This is a genomic window from Streptomyces sp. NPDC034099, assembly GCF_055575415.1.
The window spans coordinates 166,344-180,098 of the sequence record NZ_JBVISR010000001.1; the positions used below are offsets into that span (position 1 = coordinate 166,344).

A 13,755-nucleotide genomic window follows, 5' to 3' on the forward strand; every position below is an offset into this window, starting at 1 on the left:
CCGTCGGGGCGGACCGTCAGGGGCGCCTGGAGAGCCCGTGGGCCGCGCCGAGCGCGCCGTGCCCGACCAGCAGCGCCCCCGCCGCGATCCAGCCTCCGCTGCGGCGCCGCAGACCCCAGACGGTGAGCGGCAGGCCCGTCACCATCTGGGCCACGGCCAGGGCGCGGGCCCCCGGGCCGCCCGGCCAGGGCATCCAGGCGGCCGGACGGCACCCGTCGGCGGCGGGGCGGCGTCCGGCGGCCTCGGTCCAACGCACTCCGGGCACGGCGCGGGCGGCCGCGCCGAGGTGGTCGGCGCCTTCGCCGGGGTCGAGCCCGGCGGGGAGGGTGACCCCCGCGCGTGTGAGCACCGCGAGCAGTCCGCGCAGCCTGGCCCGGGCGCCGGCACCGGCCCGGGCCGCCCCGGGTTCGCGACCGGCGTCCGGATCGGTCCGGGTCAGCCGGTCCAGCGACTGCGCGTCCAGGACCGGGTCCAGGCCCAGCCGGGCGGCGAAGGTGCGCATCGCCTCGTCCTCGCCGGCCGGCGTGCCGTTCGCGAGCCACACGTAGCCCACCGGCCGGCGGAATCCGGACGCGAGGGTGTATCCGGCCCGGTCGGCGTCCCACCACAGGGCGAGTACGGGCCAGGGGGCTCCGACGGCGAGCGCCGCCGCCCAGCCGGTCACGACGCGGTCGACCGGCTCTCCCCCGTCCCGCCAGGGCCCGCCCTCCGGCACGAGCACGCTCCACCCGTCACCGGCCCGGACCAGCGGCATCGGTTCGCCCAGCAGGGGCGCGACGACGGCGACGGAGTCCGGCTCGGCGCGGCAGAGCAGCAGGGCGCCGGGAGCGGGAGCGGACACGGACTCTTCCGTCGACATAGTGACAAGTTAGGGCAGGTCGGCCTGCCCGGCCGATCGTTGATCACCAGAACGGGTGCCTTGACTTTCCGTGTCCGCGATATATCGTGAATTGCGAGGGACGCGATATGGCGCGTTCGGTCGAGGAGGTCTGCACCATGTCCGAGTGGTCCGTCGCGGAGCCCAGGAAGCTCACCTTCGACGAGTCCGTGAGCCGGCTCCACGTACGCATTGCCAGCGGAACGGTGAACGTGGTGGGCACGGACGAAGGTTCCGCCCGCTTGGAGGTCTCCGAGATCGAGGGCCCACCTCTCGTCGTGACCCACCGGGACGGCGTGCTCACGGTGGCCTACGAGGACCTGCCCTGGAAGGGCTTCCTCAAGTGGCTGGACCGCAAGGGCTGGCGCCGCAGTGCGGTGGTCTCCCTCGCGGTGCCGACCGGCACCCGGGTGGAGGTGGGCGCGGTCAGCGCCGCGGCCGTGGTCTCGGGCCTCGACGGACCCGCCGAGGTCAAGGGCGTCTCCGGGGACACCACCCTGGTGAGCCTCGCGGGCCCCGTCCGCGCGGACACCGTCTCGGGGAACGTGGAGGCCCAGGCCCTCACCGGCGACCTCCGCTTCAACTCCGTCTCCGGCGACCTGACGGTGGTCGAGGCAGGCTCCTCCGTGCGGGCCGACTCGGTCAGCGGGTCGATGATCGTCGACCTGCACCCGGCCGGTGGCCCCACCGACATCAGCCTGAACAGCGTCTCGGGCGAGATCGCCATCCGGCTGCCCCAGCCGGCGGACGCCCAGGTCGAGGCGAACACGGCCAGCGGCATGGTCAGCAGCGCCTTCGAGGACCTCCGGGTGGGCGGCCAGTGGGGGGCCAAGCGCATCACCGGCCGGCTCGGCGCGGGCAACGGTCGGCTGAAGGCCACCACGGTCTCCGGCTCGATCGCCCTGCTCCGCCGTCCGGCGGCCGAGGACACACCGTGGGAGCGGGAGCCCGAGGACTCCGACCCGGCGGGCCGGACGCAGGGCGACTCGGGGGACAATTCCGCTTCCGTCCGGGACCAGGGCGCCACCGACGCCCCTTCCGACGGCACGACCGACAAGAAGGTGCTCTGACATGCCCCCCGTCTTCGCCCACGGCCGCCTCCGCCTCTACCTCCTCAAGCTTCTGGACGAGGCCCCGCGCCACGGGTACGAGGTGATCCGGCTCCTCGAAGAACGCTTCCAGGGCCTGTACGCCCCGTCCGCGGGCACGGTGTATCCGCGCCTGGCCAAGCTGGAGGCGGAGGGCCTGGTCACCCACACCACCGAGGGCGGCCGCAAGGTGTACGCCATCACCGACGCCGGGCGCGCCGAGCTGGCCGACCGCAGCGGTGAGCTGGCCGATCTGGAGCTGGAGATCCGCGAGTCGGTCGCCGAGCTGGCCGCCGAGATCCGGGCCGACGTGCGGGGCGCGGCCGGCGATCTGCGGCGTGAGATGCGGGCCGCGGCCACCGCGGCCCGTCGGGGCGCCTCCGGAGCGCACGACGAGGGCCCCGACTCCGCCGGCGGTGCCGGGGACGCCGAGGAGAAGGAGGCCTGGCGGGCCGCCAAGGAGGAGATGCGGCGGGTCAAGCAGGAGTGGAAGGAGCAGGCCCGCCGCGCCAAGGACGAGAGCCGTCGCGCCCGCGACGAGGCACAGCGGGCCCGGCGCCAGGCCAAGGAGGCCCAGGAGCGGGCCCGCGCCCAGGCGCAGGAGGAGGTCCAGCGCATCGCCCAGCGCGTGCAGGAACAGGTGCAGGACCACTTCTCGCGGGGCGACTGGCCGACGGGACTGCGCGAGGGGCTGAGCGAACTGGCCAAGGAGGTCGGCGACTTCGGCAAGGACTTCGGGAAGGAGTTCGGCAAGGACTGGGGCTTCGGCCGCACCGACACCGGGAGCACCTCCCACCGCCCCGAGTACTCCGTCACGCCCGAGGACTTCCCCGCCGGATACGCCCCGAGCTGGGCGCACGAGGACGCCGCGGAGTCGACCGGCGACCCGGCCCGTGACCTGGACCGGCTGCTCGACCGCTTCAGGGACGACATTCGCGACGCGGCCCGGGACCACGGTGTGACGGCCGACCAGTTGCGCGACACCCGCCGCCGCCTGTCGGAGGCGGCGGCCCACATCGGGGCGATCCTGCGCACACCGAGGGCCTGAGCCCGGCCGGGTTCGACACGGCGCCCCGCCATCCCCTCAGGGGCGCCGCGCGCGACCGGGGAGGCGCCGGTCAGGCGCAGGCCTCCCCGGCGCCGTCGCCCAGCACCCTGGTCAGCGAGGCGTGGGTCACCCCGTGGTCGGCGAGCACCTCGGCGGACACACCGGGGCGCAGGGCCAGGGCGAGGAGAAGATGCTCGTCCCCGATGTGCCGGTCGCGACGGGCGACGGCGACCCGCAGCGCCTTCTCCAGGACCTCCTTGGCGCCCCGGCTGAAGCTCCGGTGTCCGGACCACCGGCGCCCGGCCTTCCGGTCGTCGGCGGACATCGCCCCCACGCCGTGGGCCTCCTCCACCCTGGCGACGATCTCCGTGACGTCGATCCCCAGTCCGGCGAGGGCCTCCGTCTCGGACTGCGACAGACCGGCACGGCGCCGCGCGTCCCGCAGCGCCTGACGTACCGCCTCCCGGTGCTCGCCGGCGCCGAGTGCCGCCAGCGCGAAGGAGGCGCGACTGCCCTCCCGGTCCAGCAGGGCGAGCAGCAGGTGCTCGGGCTCGACGGTCCCCGCCCGCGCCTCCTCGGCGTGTCCGACCGCCCCCTGCACGACCGCGCGGGCGTCCTTGGTGAATCGCTCGAACATCAATGCCTCCCGTACTTCTTGTGCACGGCCTGCCTGCTGACCCCGAGTTCCGTGGCGATCTCCTGCCACGACCACCCCTGCTGCCGCGCGCTGCGCACCTGTACGGCCTCCAGCTGCTCCACCAGCTTCCGCAGGGCGGCGACGGCTCGCAGCCCGATCCGGGGATCGCGGTCACCCGCACGCGTGGCGAGATCCGTTGCTTCGCTCATACTGTCAACGTAAGTTGACATCCAGTGAATGTCAACCCTAGTTGACACATGAAGGCCCACGGCGAACGCGAACGGCGGGCCCGGGGAACCGGACCCGCCGCAAGTGAGGTAACCCGTCAGGAGTTGCTGAGCACGATCTTGCCGAACTGACCGCCGGAGGCCATCCGCTCGAACCCCTCACGCGCCCGGTCCATCGGAAGCACCTCGTCGAGGACGGGCCGCACTCCGGTGGCAGCGCAGAAGGACAGCAGGTCCTCCAGCTCGTCCTTGGAGCCCATCGTGGAGCCGACGACCTTGAGCTCCAGGAAGAAGATCCGGGTCAGCTCGGCGTGGGAGGGCCGGTCGCCGCTGGTGGCACCGGAGATGACCAGCGTGCCGCCCGGCCGGAGCGACTTGATCGAGTGCGACCAGGTGGCGGCGCCCACGGTCTCGATCACGGCGTCCACCCGCTGCGGCAGCCGCGCACCGGGCTCGACGGCCTCCACCGCACCGAGCTCCAGGGCCCGCTTGCGCTTGGCCTCGTCCCGGCTGGTCGCGAAGACCCGCAGCCCCGCCGCCTTGCCGAGCACGATCGCGGCCGTGGCGACCCCACCGCCGGCGCCCTGCACCAGGACCGAGTCACCGGGACGCACCCCGGCGTTGGTGAACAGCATCCGGTACGCCGTCAGCCAGGCGGTGGGCAGACAGGCGGCCTCCTCGAAGGAGAGCTCCTTGGGCTTGGGGAGGACGTTCCAGGTCGGCACGGCGACCTGCTCGGCGAACGTCCCCGGGTAGCGCTCGGTGAGGATGGAGCGGGGCTCCTTGGGGCCGACCCCGTGGCCGGTCTGGCCGATCACGGAGTGCAGGACGACCTCGTTGCCGTCGGCGTCGATCCCGGCCGCGTCGCAGCCGAGGATCATCGGCAGCCGGTCCTCGGGGAGGCCGACGCCGCGCAGGGACCACAGGTCGTGGTGGTTGAGGGAGGCGGCCCTGACATCGACGACACTCCAGCCGGGCCGGGCCTCGGGAGCCGGAAGCTCTCCCAACTCCAGGCCGGCCAGCGGCTGGTCGCGGTCGATTCGGGCGGCGTAGACAGCGAACATGACCTTGACGATAGGTTCCCCACCGCCCAACCGGAACCACAGCCCCATGTGACACACCCCCTCTTGCGCACCCCCGTAGCTGCGGGCAGTCGTGCCCCGTAGCTGCGGGCAGTCGTGCCGCTGGGGCGATGGGGGTCCCCCCGCTCGTGCGAAGCCGAGAGTGGGGGAGGGTGGGCGCAGCGGCACCCGGCCGGCGCCGGCCCGCGCCCCCACCCCCGCCCAGCACGAGCGCACCCGCACCCGCACCCGCACCCGCACCCGCACCCGCACCCAAGGACAAGCGGCCCCGTCCACCAAGGACGAGGCCGCTCACCACACGCCACACACAGGGCTCACACCGTCACCGGCGCGCGACCCCCTCCGCCCGGGCCGCCGCCGCCACCGCCGCCGTGACGGCCGGCGCGACCCGCTCGTCGAACGGCGACGGAATGACGTAGTCCGCGGCGAGGTCGTCCCCCACCACGGAGGCCAGCGCCTCGGCCGCCGCGAGCTTCATGCCCTCGGTGATCCGCGACGCCCGCACCTGCAGCGCGCCCGCGAAGATGCCCGGGAACGCCAGCACGTTGTTGATCTGGTTCGGGAAGTCCGAGCGCCCCGTCGCGACGACCGCCGCGTACTTGTGGGCGACCTCCGGATGCACCTCGGGGTTCGGGTTGGCCATCGCGAAGACGAAGGCGCCCTCGGCCATCGAGGCCACCGCCGGCTCCGGCACCGTACCGCCGGAGACGCCGATGAAGACGTCGGCACCCGCGAGGGCCGCCTCCAGCGGGCCGGACAGCCCGGCCTTGTTGGTGAAGGAGGCCAGCTCCTGCTTGACCGGGGTCAGGTCGTCCCGGTCGGCCGAGACCACGCCCTTGCGGTCGGCGACCGCGACGTCCCCGATACCGGCCTCCACCAGCATCTTGGCGATGGCGACCCCGGCCGCGCCCGCACCCGAGATCACCGCCCGCAGCTCACCCAGCGTCCGCTTGCTCAGCCGCGCCGCGTTCCGCAGGGCGGCCAGCGTCACGACGGCCGTGCCGTGCTGGTCGTCGTGGAAGACCGGGATGTCCAGGCGCTCCTGGAGCTTGCGCTCGATCTCGAAGCACCGCGGCGCCGAGATGTCCTCCAGGTTGACGCCGCCGAACGAGGGTGCGAGCCGGACCACGGTCTCGACGATCTCGTCGGCGTCCGTGCAGTCCAGGGCGATCGGGACCGCGTCCACTCCGCCGAACTGCTTGAAGAGGATGGCCTTCCCCTCCATCACGGGAAGGGACGCCTCGGGCCCGATGTCGCCGAGTCCCAGCACCGCCGTGCCGTCCGTCACGACCGCGACGACCGACGACTTCCAGGTGTAGTCGTGGACGAGGTCGGGCTGCTCGGCGATCGCGCTGCACACTTTCGCGACGCCGGGCGTGTACGCCAGGGACAGGTCGTCCTTGTCGCGGACCGGCACGGTGGCCTGCACGGCCATCTTGCCGCCGCGGTGCAGCGCGAACGCGGGGTCGAAGGAGTCGAGCGGCTCGGCGCCCTCCCCCTGGTCCGCACCGGCTTCGCTGTCGCTGCGAGGATTGACGATCTCCGCTGCCACTTTGTCTTACCCCTTAAGAGTTCATGGTTTGAGGGTTTGTCCACTCCTGGTGAGGAATGGGCGGGCACCGCACAGGGAGATGGCTGTCTGGGCCACGCGGGCCCCTGCGCGACGGGCGCGCCGCACACGCGCCCTGAGCCCCTGATGAGGGGTGTAAAGAACCTTCTTACCCGACGGACGCCTCCCGCGACGAGTCCGATAAGCGCAAGCTCACATGCCGGACCCCGAACGCCGCATGTCGGTGACATGGCTCATAGCCGAGGTTCCGGACAACCTCCCGGCGCCTCTTGACAGAGCCGCGGACGCCACCCTCGACGACCCCGCCCACCCGCGATCCATGCTCGGATAACGAGAAATTCCGCAGATCTTCCGGCCGGAGGGGCAGATTCCCGTAAAGGTTCGGTCGTGATGTACCGACCTGGTGCGGTTCGGGGGCCGACCCGTTATCCGATTTTGACATGACGGCCCCCCTGAACGGCCGAGTCCGAATGGCAAGATGCCGTAATCGCACGAGGTCGCGGCACTCGAAGGTGTGTGCTCTCGTCGACCCACGGCACCGGCCGGTCCCCGGCCGGCGTCCCGTCCCATCGGCAACTCCCTCATCCGCCGGAGGAACCACCATGACCGCACGCTCCACCCGTCGTACGACCGCCGCGCACTCCCGGCTAGCAGCGGTCGGTGCGATCGCGGTCGCAGGCGCTCTGCTGCTCACCGGATGCGGCGACCAGACCGAGAACAGCGACTCCGGCGGCAGCGACAACCAGTCCGCGAGCGGTGCTCCGCTGGCCGACAAGCTGCCGCAGTCGATCCGCGACAAGGGCACCATCAAGGTCGGCTCCGACATCGCGTACGCCCCGGTCGAGTTCAAGGACGACTCCGGCAAGACCGCCGGTATCGACCCGGACCTCGCGGACGCCCTGGGCAAGCAGCTCGGGGTGAAGTTCGAGTTCGAGAACGGCACCTTCGACACCCTGATCACCGGTCTGCGCTCCAAGCGGTACGACATCGCGATGTCCGCGATGACCGACACCAAGGACCGCCAGGAGGGCATCGACTCCGACACCGGCAAGAAGGTCGGCCAGGGCGTCGACTTCGTCGACTACTTCACCGCCGGTGTCTCGATCTACACCAAGAAGGGCGACGACCAGGGCATCAAGACCTGGTCCGACCTGTGCGGCAAGAAGCTCGTGCTCCAGCGCGGCACGGTCTCCGAGGACCTCGCCAAGGCCGAGAACGAGAAGTGCCCGGCCGGCAAGAAGATCTCCATGGAGGCCTTCGACAACGACCAGCAGGCCCAGACCCGCCTGCGCGCGGGCGGCGCGGACGCCGGCTCCTCCGACTTCCCGGTGGCGGCGTACGCGGTGAAGACCTCGGGCGGCGGCAAGGACTTCGAGCTCGTCGGCGAGCAGGTCGAGGCCGCGCCGTACGGCATCGCGGTCGCCAAGGACAACGCGCGGCTGCGTGACGCCCTGAAGGCGGCGCTGGACGCGGTGATCGCCAACGGCGAGTACAAGAAGATCATGGACAAGTGGGGCGTGGCGGAAGGCGCCGTCACCCAGGCCACCGTCAACGGCGGCAAGTGACCGCGCGGCGGGCACTGAAAGGCAACATCCGTGACTGTTGACATCGACAAGACGCCGGGCGGCCCGTCCGGCACCCCGCCGACCCCGCCGGAGGCCATCAAGGCCATCCCGGTCCGGCACTACGGGCGGTACGTCTCCGCGGTCGTCGCGATCGCGCTGCTGGCCGCGGTCGTCTACGCGTTCTCCCAGGGCAAGATCAACTGGGCTGCGATCCCGGACTACTTCTTCGACGACCGCGTCCTGACCGGCATGGGCAAGACGCTGCTGATCACCGTCCTCGCGATGCTGATCGGCATCGTCGGCGGCATCCTGCTCGCCGTGATGCGGCTCTCGAAGAACCCGGTGACCTCGTCCATCTCGTGGTTCTACATCTGGTTCTTCCGCGGCACGCCGGTCCTGGTGCAGCTCGTCGTCTGGTTCAACCTCGGCCTGGTCTTCGAGTACATCAACCTCGGCCCGTTCTACCGCGACGAGTGGTCGGACTTCATGACGCCGTTCCTGACGGCGCTGCTCGGTCTCGGACTCAACGAGGCCGCGTACATGGCGGAGATCTGCCGGGCCGGTCTGCTCGCGGTCGACGAGGGCCAGACCGAGGCGGCGCACGCGCTCGGCATGAGCCACGCCAAGACGCTGCGCCGGATCGTGGTCCCGCAGGCGATGCGCGTGATCGTGCCGCCGACGGGCAACGAGGTCATCAACATGCTGAAGACGACCTCCCTGGTGTCGGTCGTCCAGTACGCCGAGTTGTTCCGGGTCGCCCAGGACATCGGCCAGACCTCGGGCGCCCCGGCCGAGATGCTGTTCCTGGCGGCGGCCTGGTACCTGCTGCTGACCTCGGTCTTCAGTGTCGGCCAGTACTACCTGGAGCGCTACTACGCCCGCGGCTCCAGCCGCAGTCTGCCGCCCACCCCGCTGCAGAAGATCAGGGCGAACCTGTTCTCCCTGTCGAACCGCTCCAGCACGACGGGAGGTGCGGCATGACCGCCATGGTCAAGGCCGAGGGCGTGCACAAGTCCTTCGGCGCCGTCGAGGTCCTCAAGGGCATCGACCTGGAGGTGAAGCAGGGCGAGGTGTTCTGCCTCATCGGCCCCTCCGGCTCCGGCAAGTCCACCTTCCTCAGGTGTATCAACCACCTCGAGAAGATCAACGCCGGGCGTCTGTACGTCGACGGCGAGCTGGTCGGCTACCGCCAGAAGGGTGACAAGCTCTACGAGCTGAAGGACAGCGAGGTCGCCCTCAAGCGCCGGGACATCGGCATGGTCTTCCAGCGCTTCAACCTGTTCCCGCACATGACGGCCGTGGAGAACGTCATGGAGGCGCCGGTCCAGGTCAAGGGCATGAGCCGGGGCCAGGCCAGGGACCGCGCACGGGCCCTCCTGGAGCGCGTGGGCCTGGCCGACAAGGCCGGCAACTACCCCTCGCAGCTCTCCGGCGGCCAGCAGCAGCGCGTCGCCATCGCACGGGCCCTGGCCATGGACCCGAAGCTGATGCTGTTCGACGAGCCGACCTCGGCGCTCGACCCCGAGCTGGTCGGCGACGTCCTCGACGTCATGCGCGACCTCGCGGAGTCCGGCATGACGATGGTCGTCGTCACCCATGAGATGGGCTTCGCCCGCGAGGTCGGCGACAGCCTGGTCTTCATGGACAACGGCGTGGTGGTCGAGTCGGGCAACCCGCGCGACGTCCTGACCGACCCGCAGCACGAGAGGACGAAGGCGTTCCTGTCCAAGGTCCTCTGAGACCGGGCGAGAGGCCAGGGGCGGTACGGATCTCCGTACCGCCCCTTCGGCGTGTGGTCCTACTTGACCGCCAGCAGCAGGGTGTCCGACGGCGAGCACCACACCGGCCGCGCCTCGCCGAAGCCCTTCTCGCGCAGCACGCGCGCGTGCCAGGCCGCCGAGGGCATCTCGCCGTCGGCGTGCTCGCCGTAGATCTCGAAGCGGCGGGCGGTGGGTTCGGCGAGCGCCGGGTCCTTGGCGGCGAGCTGCCACCACTCGGACCAGTCCAGCGCGCCCTCGCCCTTGGCGGCGTCCATCCGCGTGTGCCGCTGGGCGCGCTCGGCCGCGTTGATCCTGGGCGTCGTGTCGTCGATCATGTGGTCCGCGTTCATGAAGACGCCACCGTCGCGGACCAGCTCCGCGACCCGCCCGTAGAGATCCGCGAGGGGTTCGGCGTGGAACCAGTGCAGGGCCGTCGCGGTCAGCACGGCGTCGTACGAGTCGTACGGCAGCTTCGACGGCCAGTCGGGGTCCTTGAGGTCGGCGGTGACGAAGGAGACCCGCTCGTCGCCCGCGAAGGTGCCCTCGGCGATGGCGAGGAGCGCGGGGTCGAGGTCCACGCCGGTGCTCGTGGCCTGCGGGAACCGGTCGAGCAGCCGGGCCGTGATGGTGCCGGTGCCGCAGGCCAGGTCCAGCACGCGGGGCGTGGGCCCGACGAGCGCCTCGACCATGTCGAGCATGATCCGGAACCGTTCCTCCCGGTCCGGCATGTACCACTCCTGCTGCCGGTCCCAGCTCTGCTGCCAGGCCTGCCAGTCGGCACCCGCCGCGGTGGTCGTGGTGGTCGTGGTCGCCGTGGTGGTGTCCGCGTTCGTCATCGAGCCCCTCCGTGCTGCGTCGCGTAATACCCTGGAAGCACGATCAGCTGTTACCTGACCGCAGGCACGACCCTAGAGCCCCTTCGTAAGGACTACAAGTGGAACTGGCCTATTACTCGGATTACGCCGTACGTCTCGTCAACACCGAGGAACCGTCGCGGGGCCAGGACTCCCTGACCTCGGTGGAGGCCGTCCGTGAGCTCTTCGGCACCAACCAGTCGGCGGCCCGCCGCGCGTCCGACGCCGACGTGACCCGGTTCCGCTCGGTCCGGGGACGGCTGCGCGCGGTCTTCGAGGCGGCCGACGGCGGCGACGAGACCCTCGCCGTGGACCTGCTGAACTCACTGCTCCTGGAGTTCCCGGTGAGCCCGCAGATCTCCGGCCACGACCACCGCGCGGAGGACGGCTCCCCGCTGTGGCACATGCACCTGGCGGACCACCCCTCCAACGCGACCGCCGGTTTCGCCGCCATCGCGGCGATGGGCCTGGCCTTCCACCTCACCGAGTACGGGGTGGACCGGCTGGGCCTGTGCGAGGCGGCCCCCTGCCGCAACGCCTACCTGGACACCTCCACCAACCGCTCCCGGCGCTACTGCTCCGACCGCTGCGCCACCCGCGCCAACGTGGCGGCCTACCGCGCCCGCAAGCGCCTGGAGGCGGACCGGTCGGCCAGCACCGGCCTGACCGCCGACAGTGCCCAGCGGACCACGGCGAGCGGCGAACGCTGACCCGGCCGCGGCGGCCGGTACCGGAACCGGACCCTGCCCAGCACCAGGTCCTGCGGGACCACCCCGTAGTCGGTGCTGTCCCCGCCCGCGAACGCGTTGTCCCCGAGCACCCACCAGCCGGCCCCGCGCCGTTCGGCCGCCCGCTTGACCACGAGCAGGTCCTGCTGGAAGGGGTGCCGCAGTACGACCACGTCACCCGGCCGGACCCGCGCTCCCCAGTGCACGAGCAGCACGTCACCGTGGTGCAGCGTGGGCACCATCGACGGCCCGGTCACCTCGGCCGGCCCGAAGGGCAACGCCCCTCTGGCACGCTCGGTCTCCTGCGACAGTTGCTCCGGCATCACCCGGCACCTCCCCGGTCTTTCCTCCACCAGTCTCAGTCTCACCCCGGACTTTTGTCCTAAGCCCACGGGGGCACTCGCGAAATCGGGCTTCCCAGGGAGTAATGTCCCCCCTGAGAAGACGATCACGAGGAAGGAACGCTTCATGCTTTCCCGCCTGTTTGCCCCCAAGGTCACGGTCAGCGCCCACTGCGACCTGCCCTGCGGCGTGTACGACCCGGCCCAGGCCCGCATCGAGGCGGAGTCGGTGAAGGCCGTCCAGGAGAAGATGGCCGGCAACGACGACCCGCACTTCCAGACGCGAGCCACGGTCATCAAGGAGCAGCGCGCCGAGCTGGCGAAGCACCACGTCTCCGTGCTGTGGAGCGACTACTTCAAGCCCCCGCACTTCGAGAAGTACCCGGAGCTGCACCAGCTGGTCAACGACACCCTGAAGGCCCTGTCGGCCGCCAAGGGTTCGAAGGACCCGGCGACCGGTCAGAAGGCCCTGGACTACATCGCCCAGATCGACAAGATCTTCTGGGAGACCAAGAAGGCCTGACGAACGTCAGCATCCCGGGGCCGGCGATCGGTGCACCATCGCAGGCCGCAGGACAGCCCGAAGGGGCCCGGCCGCCACCATGGCCGGGCCCCTTCGGCGTTGGTCGGGGAGGGCGGCGGCTCAGCGCTTCCGCTGGTACGTCCGCACCACGACGCCGTTGCCGAAGGTCCGCACCGAGTCCGGCACGAACTCGGTGACCTCGAAGCCGGAGGCGAACATGGGCATGCCGGTGCCGAGCACCACCGGGTAGGTCTTGATGACCAGTTCGTCGACCTCGTCGACCAGCTCGCCGGCGACGGCCGAGCCGCCGCACAGGTAGATGTCGAAGGCGCTGTCCTCCGCCTTCAACTCCCTGACCCTGCCGACCAGGTTCGCCGAGATGATCTCGACGTTCGGGTCGGGCGACCCGGTGAGCGTGCGCGAGGCGACGTATTCGCGCAGATGTGCGTACGGGCTGGTGACGCCCTCCTTGAGGGCCAGGTCGTAGCTGGCCCTCCCCTGGACGACCGTGTCGAACCGTTTGTTCGGCAGGTCGTCGATGCCGAGCGGCCGACGGCCGTGGGTCGGCAGTGTCTCCGGGTACTCCGACTTCAGGAACTCGAAGAACTCCTCGTCGACGAACGGGACCATGAACGACGCGTCGCCGTCCGGGCCGCCGATGAAGCCGTCGATCGAGCAGGCGACGAAGTACGTGAGTTTGCGCAAACCGGTCTCCCCTTCACATTGACCACTACGTTCACAGTACTCCAGGCGTAGTAGTGTGGGAAGTGGATTATCGGATTACAGGGTCTGCGGCTCTCGCCACATCGGCCACATACGGGGTCCGTCCGGCAGGTCCAGGGCCCGGCCGGTGAACTCGAAGCCGAGACGCTCGTACAGCACCTTGCCGCGGGCACTGCTCGCCTCGAGGTAGGCGGGCAGCCCCTCGCGGTCGCAGCGGTCGAGGACGCTCTCGATCAGCGCGGTGCCCAGCCCCTCGCCCTGCCGCCCGGGGAGCACGCCGATCATCCACAGGTACTCGTGGGCCCGGCCGGCGGGGTGGATGCCACCCGTCAGCCGGGCTATCAGCTCCACGCGCTCGTTCTCCGGGTCGACGGTCTGGCGGAGCTGTGCGGGACCGCCCTCGGCGTCCTCGGGCTCGTCCGCCGGAACGGGCAGCCACAGCGCGCAGGCGGCACCGTCCTCGGTGAGGTCTATGCGCCCGTCGGCGAAGACCGCGTCGGCGAACGCGGCCATGAGCCGGTGGTGCGTCCGGCGCCGGTACTCCTCTCCGGGGAAGACCCAGCCGCTCACCGGATCGTCCTGGAAAGCCTCGTCCAGCAACCGGACGACCAGATCCCGGTCGTCCTCCCCCGCCGTCCGGATCACCACACCCATGCCTCGCCCCTCCGACTCAACACCGCTTGCCCGTACGGCGGTTGAGCCTAACGGCTGGGCCCGCCCCCCCCAGTGGGA

General features: G+C 71.1%; 16 protein-coding genes. 7 read left to right on the forward strand and 9 right to left on the reverse strand.

The window, feature by feature from the left end; genetic code table 11:
* Nucleotides 1-16 precede the first annotated feature (16 nt).
* A complete protein-coding gene (locus ACZ56V_RS00735; protein ID WP_468938155.1) occupies nt 17-859 on the reverse strand; it encodes a hypothetical protein in 843 nt (280 codons plus the stop codon).
* 137 nt (nt 860-996) lie between these two features.
* Between ACZ56V_RS00735 and ACZ56V_RS00740 the strand changes: the two genes are divergently transcribed.
* Entirely contained in the window at nt 997-1,947 is a 951-nt protein-coding gene (locus ACZ56V_RS00740; protein WP_468938157.1) for a DUF4097 family beta strand repeat-containing protein, read from the forward strand.
* 1 nt (nt 1,948) lies between these two features.
* Complete coding sequence (locus ACZ56V_RS00745; protein ID WP_467381675.1) at nt 1,949-3,013, forward strand: PadR family transcriptional regulator; 1,065 nt, start codon at nt 1,949-1,951, stop codon at nt 3,011-3,013.
* Between the two features lie 70 nt (nt 3,014-3,083).
* Here ACZ56V_RS00745 and ACZ56V_RS00750 read toward each other — a convergent pair whose 3' ends face one another.
* The 4 genes from ACZ56V_RS00750 to ACZ56V_RS00765 form a co-directional block, all read right to left on the reverse strand.
* Nucleotides 3,084-3,650: a Clp protease N-terminal domain-containing protein gene (locus ACZ56V_RS00750; protein ID WP_467381677.1), complete on the reverse strand. Its 567-nt coding sequence runs from the start codon at nt 3,648-3,650 to the stop codon at nt 3,084-3,086.
* Entirely contained in the window at nt 3,650-3,859 is a 210-nt protein-coding gene (locus tag ACZ56V_RS00755) for a helix-turn-helix domain-containing protein (protein WP_059300758.1), read from the reverse strand. The genes ACZ56V_RS00750 and ACZ56V_RS00755 overlap by 1 nt, the downstream gene beginning before the upstream one ends.
* 116 nt (nt 3,860-3,975) lie before the next feature.
* Nucleotides 3,976-4,941: a zinc-binding dehydrogenase gene (locus ACZ56V_RS00760; protein ID WP_468938161.1), complete on the reverse strand. Its 966-nt coding sequence runs from the start codon at nt 4,939-4,941 to the stop codon at nt 3,976-3,978.
* A 340-nt stretch (nt 4,942-5,281) separates the two neighbouring features.
* Entirely contained in the window at nt 5,282-6,511 is a 1,230-nt protein-coding gene (locus tag ACZ56V_RS00765) for an NAD(P)-dependent malic enzyme (RefSeq protein WP_467381679.1), read from the reverse strand.
* 620 nt (nt 6,512-7,131) lie between these two features.
* On the opposite strand from ACZ56V_RS00765, the gene ACZ56V_RS00770 reads away from it, so the two are divergent.
* The 3 genes from ACZ56V_RS00770 to ACZ56V_RS00780 are packed head-to-tail and all read left to right on the forward strand — an operon-like array spanning nt 7,132 to nt 9,833.
* Complete coding sequence (locus ACZ56V_RS00770; protein ID WP_468938163.1) at nt 7,132-8,094, forward strand: ABC transporter substrate-binding protein; 963 nt, start codon at nt 7,132-7,134, stop codon at nt 8,092-8,094.
* 30 nt (nt 8,095-8,124) lie between these two features.
* On the forward strand, nt 8,125-9,075 hold the full coding sequence (locus ACZ56V_RS00775; protein WP_398913039.1) for an amino acid ABC transporter permease: 951 nt from the start codon (nt 8,125-8,127) through the stop codon (nt 9,073-9,075).
* Nucleotides 9,072-9,833: an amino acid ABC transporter ATP-binding protein gene (locus tag ACZ56V_RS00780; RefSeq protein WP_356360390.1), complete on the forward strand. Its 762-nt coding sequence runs from the start codon at nt 9,072-9,074 to the stop codon at nt 9,831-9,833. The genes ACZ56V_RS00775 and ACZ56V_RS00780 overlap by 4 nt, the downstream gene beginning before the upstream one ends.
* Nucleotides 9,834-9,892: 59 nt before the next feature.
* Here the strand turns inward: ACZ56V_RS00780 and ACZ56V_RS00785 are convergent, their stop codons facing one another.
* Nucleotides 9,893-10,690 carry a class I SAM-dependent methyltransferase gene (locus tag ACZ56V_RS00785; RefSeq protein WP_468938167.1) on the reverse strand — a complete coding sequence of 266 codons (798 nt, stop codon included), beginning with the start codon at nt 10,688-10,690 and terminating at the stop codon, nt 9,893-9,895.
* A gap of 98 nt (nt 10,691-10,788) precedes the next feature.
* Between ACZ56V_RS00785 and ACZ56V_RS00790 the strand changes: the two genes are divergently transcribed.
* Nucleotides 10,789-11,418: a CGNR zinc finger domain-containing protein gene (locus ACZ56V_RS00790; RefSeq protein WP_468938170.1), complete on the forward strand. Its 630-nt coding sequence runs from the start codon at nt 10,789-10,791 to the stop codon at nt 11,416-11,418.
* Here the strand turns inward: ACZ56V_RS00790 and sodX are convergent.
* Nucleotides 11,322-11,759 carry a nickel-type superoxide dismutase maturation protease gene (gene sodX, locus ACZ56V_RS00795; protein WP_052840747.1) on the reverse strand — a complete coding sequence of 146 codons (438 nt, stop codon included), beginning with the start codon at nt 11,757-11,759 and terminating at the stop codon, nt 11,322-11,324. The genes ACZ56V_RS00790 and sodX overlap by 97 nt on opposite strands.
* A 145-nt stretch (nt 11,760-11,904) precedes the next feature.
* On the opposite strand from sodX, the gene sodN reads away from it, so the two are divergent.
* Nucleotides 11,905-12,300 (forward strand): superoxide dismutase, Ni, encoded by a 396-nt coding sequence (gene sodN / locus ACZ56V_RS00800; protein ID WP_003973716.1) that lies wholly within the window; start codon nt 11,905-11,907, stop codon nt 12,298-12,300.
* Nucleotides 12,301-12,420: 120 nt separating this feature from the next.
* On the opposite strand, the gene ACZ56V_RS00805 is transcribed toward sodN, so the two are convergent.
* Together ACZ56V_RS00805 and ACZ56V_RS00810 are read right to left on the reverse strand one after the other, a co-directional pair.
* A complete protein-coding gene (locus tag ACZ56V_RS00805) occupies nt 12,421-13,005 on the reverse strand; it encodes a dihydrofolate reductase family protein (RefSeq protein ID WP_398913048.1) in 585 nt (194 codons plus the stop codon).
* 75 nt (nt 13,006-13,080) lie between these two features.
* On the reverse strand, nt 13,081-13,677 hold the full coding sequence (locus ACZ56V_RS00810) for a GNAT family N-acetyltransferase (protein WP_398913050.1): 597 nt from the start codon (nt 13,675-13,677) through the stop codon (nt 13,081-13,083).
* Nucleotides 13,678-13,755: the final 78 nt, after the last annotated feature.

What these genes read in the sequence shown, in the direction of transcription:
- ACZ56V_RS00735 (WP_468938155.1), bottom strand. Translation starts at nt 859, where the DNA reads ATGTCGACGGAAGAGTCCGTGTCCGCTCCCGCTCCCGGCGCCCTGCTG.
- ACZ56V_RS00740 (WP_468938157.1), top strand. Translation starts at nt 997, where the DNA reads ATGTCCGAGTGGTCCGTCGCGGAGCCCAGGAAGCTCACCTTCGACGAG.
- ACZ56V_RS00745 (WP_467381675.1), top strand. Translation starts at nt 1,949, where the DNA reads ATGCCCCCCGTCTTCGCCCACGGCCGCCTCCGCCTCTACCTCCTCAAG.
- ACZ56V_RS00750 (WP_467381677.1), bottom strand. Translation starts at nt 3,650, where the DNA reads ATGTTCGAGCGATTCACCAAGGACGCCCGCGCGGTCGTGCAGGGGGCG.
- ACZ56V_RS00755 (WP_059300758.1), bottom strand. Translation starts at nt 3,859, where the DNA reads ATGAGCGAAGCAACGGATCTCGCCACGCGTGCGGGTGACCGCGATCCC.
- ACZ56V_RS00760 (WP_468938161.1), bottom strand. Translation starts at nt 4,941, where the DNA reads ATGTTCGCTGTCTACGCCGCCCGAATCGACCGCGACCAGCCGCTGGCC.
- ACZ56V_RS00770 (WP_468938163.1), top strand. Translation starts at nt 7,132, where the DNA reads ATGACCGCACGCTCCACCCGTCGTACGACCGCCGCGCACTCCCGGCTA.
- ACZ56V_RS00780 (WP_356360390.1), top strand. Translation starts at nt 9,072, where the DNA reads ATGACCGCCATGGTCAAGGCCGAGGGCGTGCACAAGTCCTTCGGCGCC.
- ACZ56V_RS00785 (WP_468938167.1), bottom strand. Translation starts at nt 10,690, where the DNA reads ATGACGAACGCGGACACCACCACGGCGACCACGACCACCACGACCACC.
- sodX (WP_052840747.1), bottom strand. Translation starts at nt 11,759, where the DNA reads ATGCCGGAGCAACTGTCGCAGGAGACCGAGCGTGCCAGAGGGGCGTTG.
- sodN (WP_003973716.1), top strand. Translation starts at nt 11,905, where the DNA reads ATGCTTTCCCGCCTGTTTGCCCCCAAGGTCACGGTCAGCGCCCACTGC.
- ACZ56V_RS00810 (WP_398913050.1), bottom strand. Translation starts at nt 13,677, where the DNA reads ATGGGTGTGGTGATCCGGACGGCGGGGGAGGACGACCGGGATCTGGTC.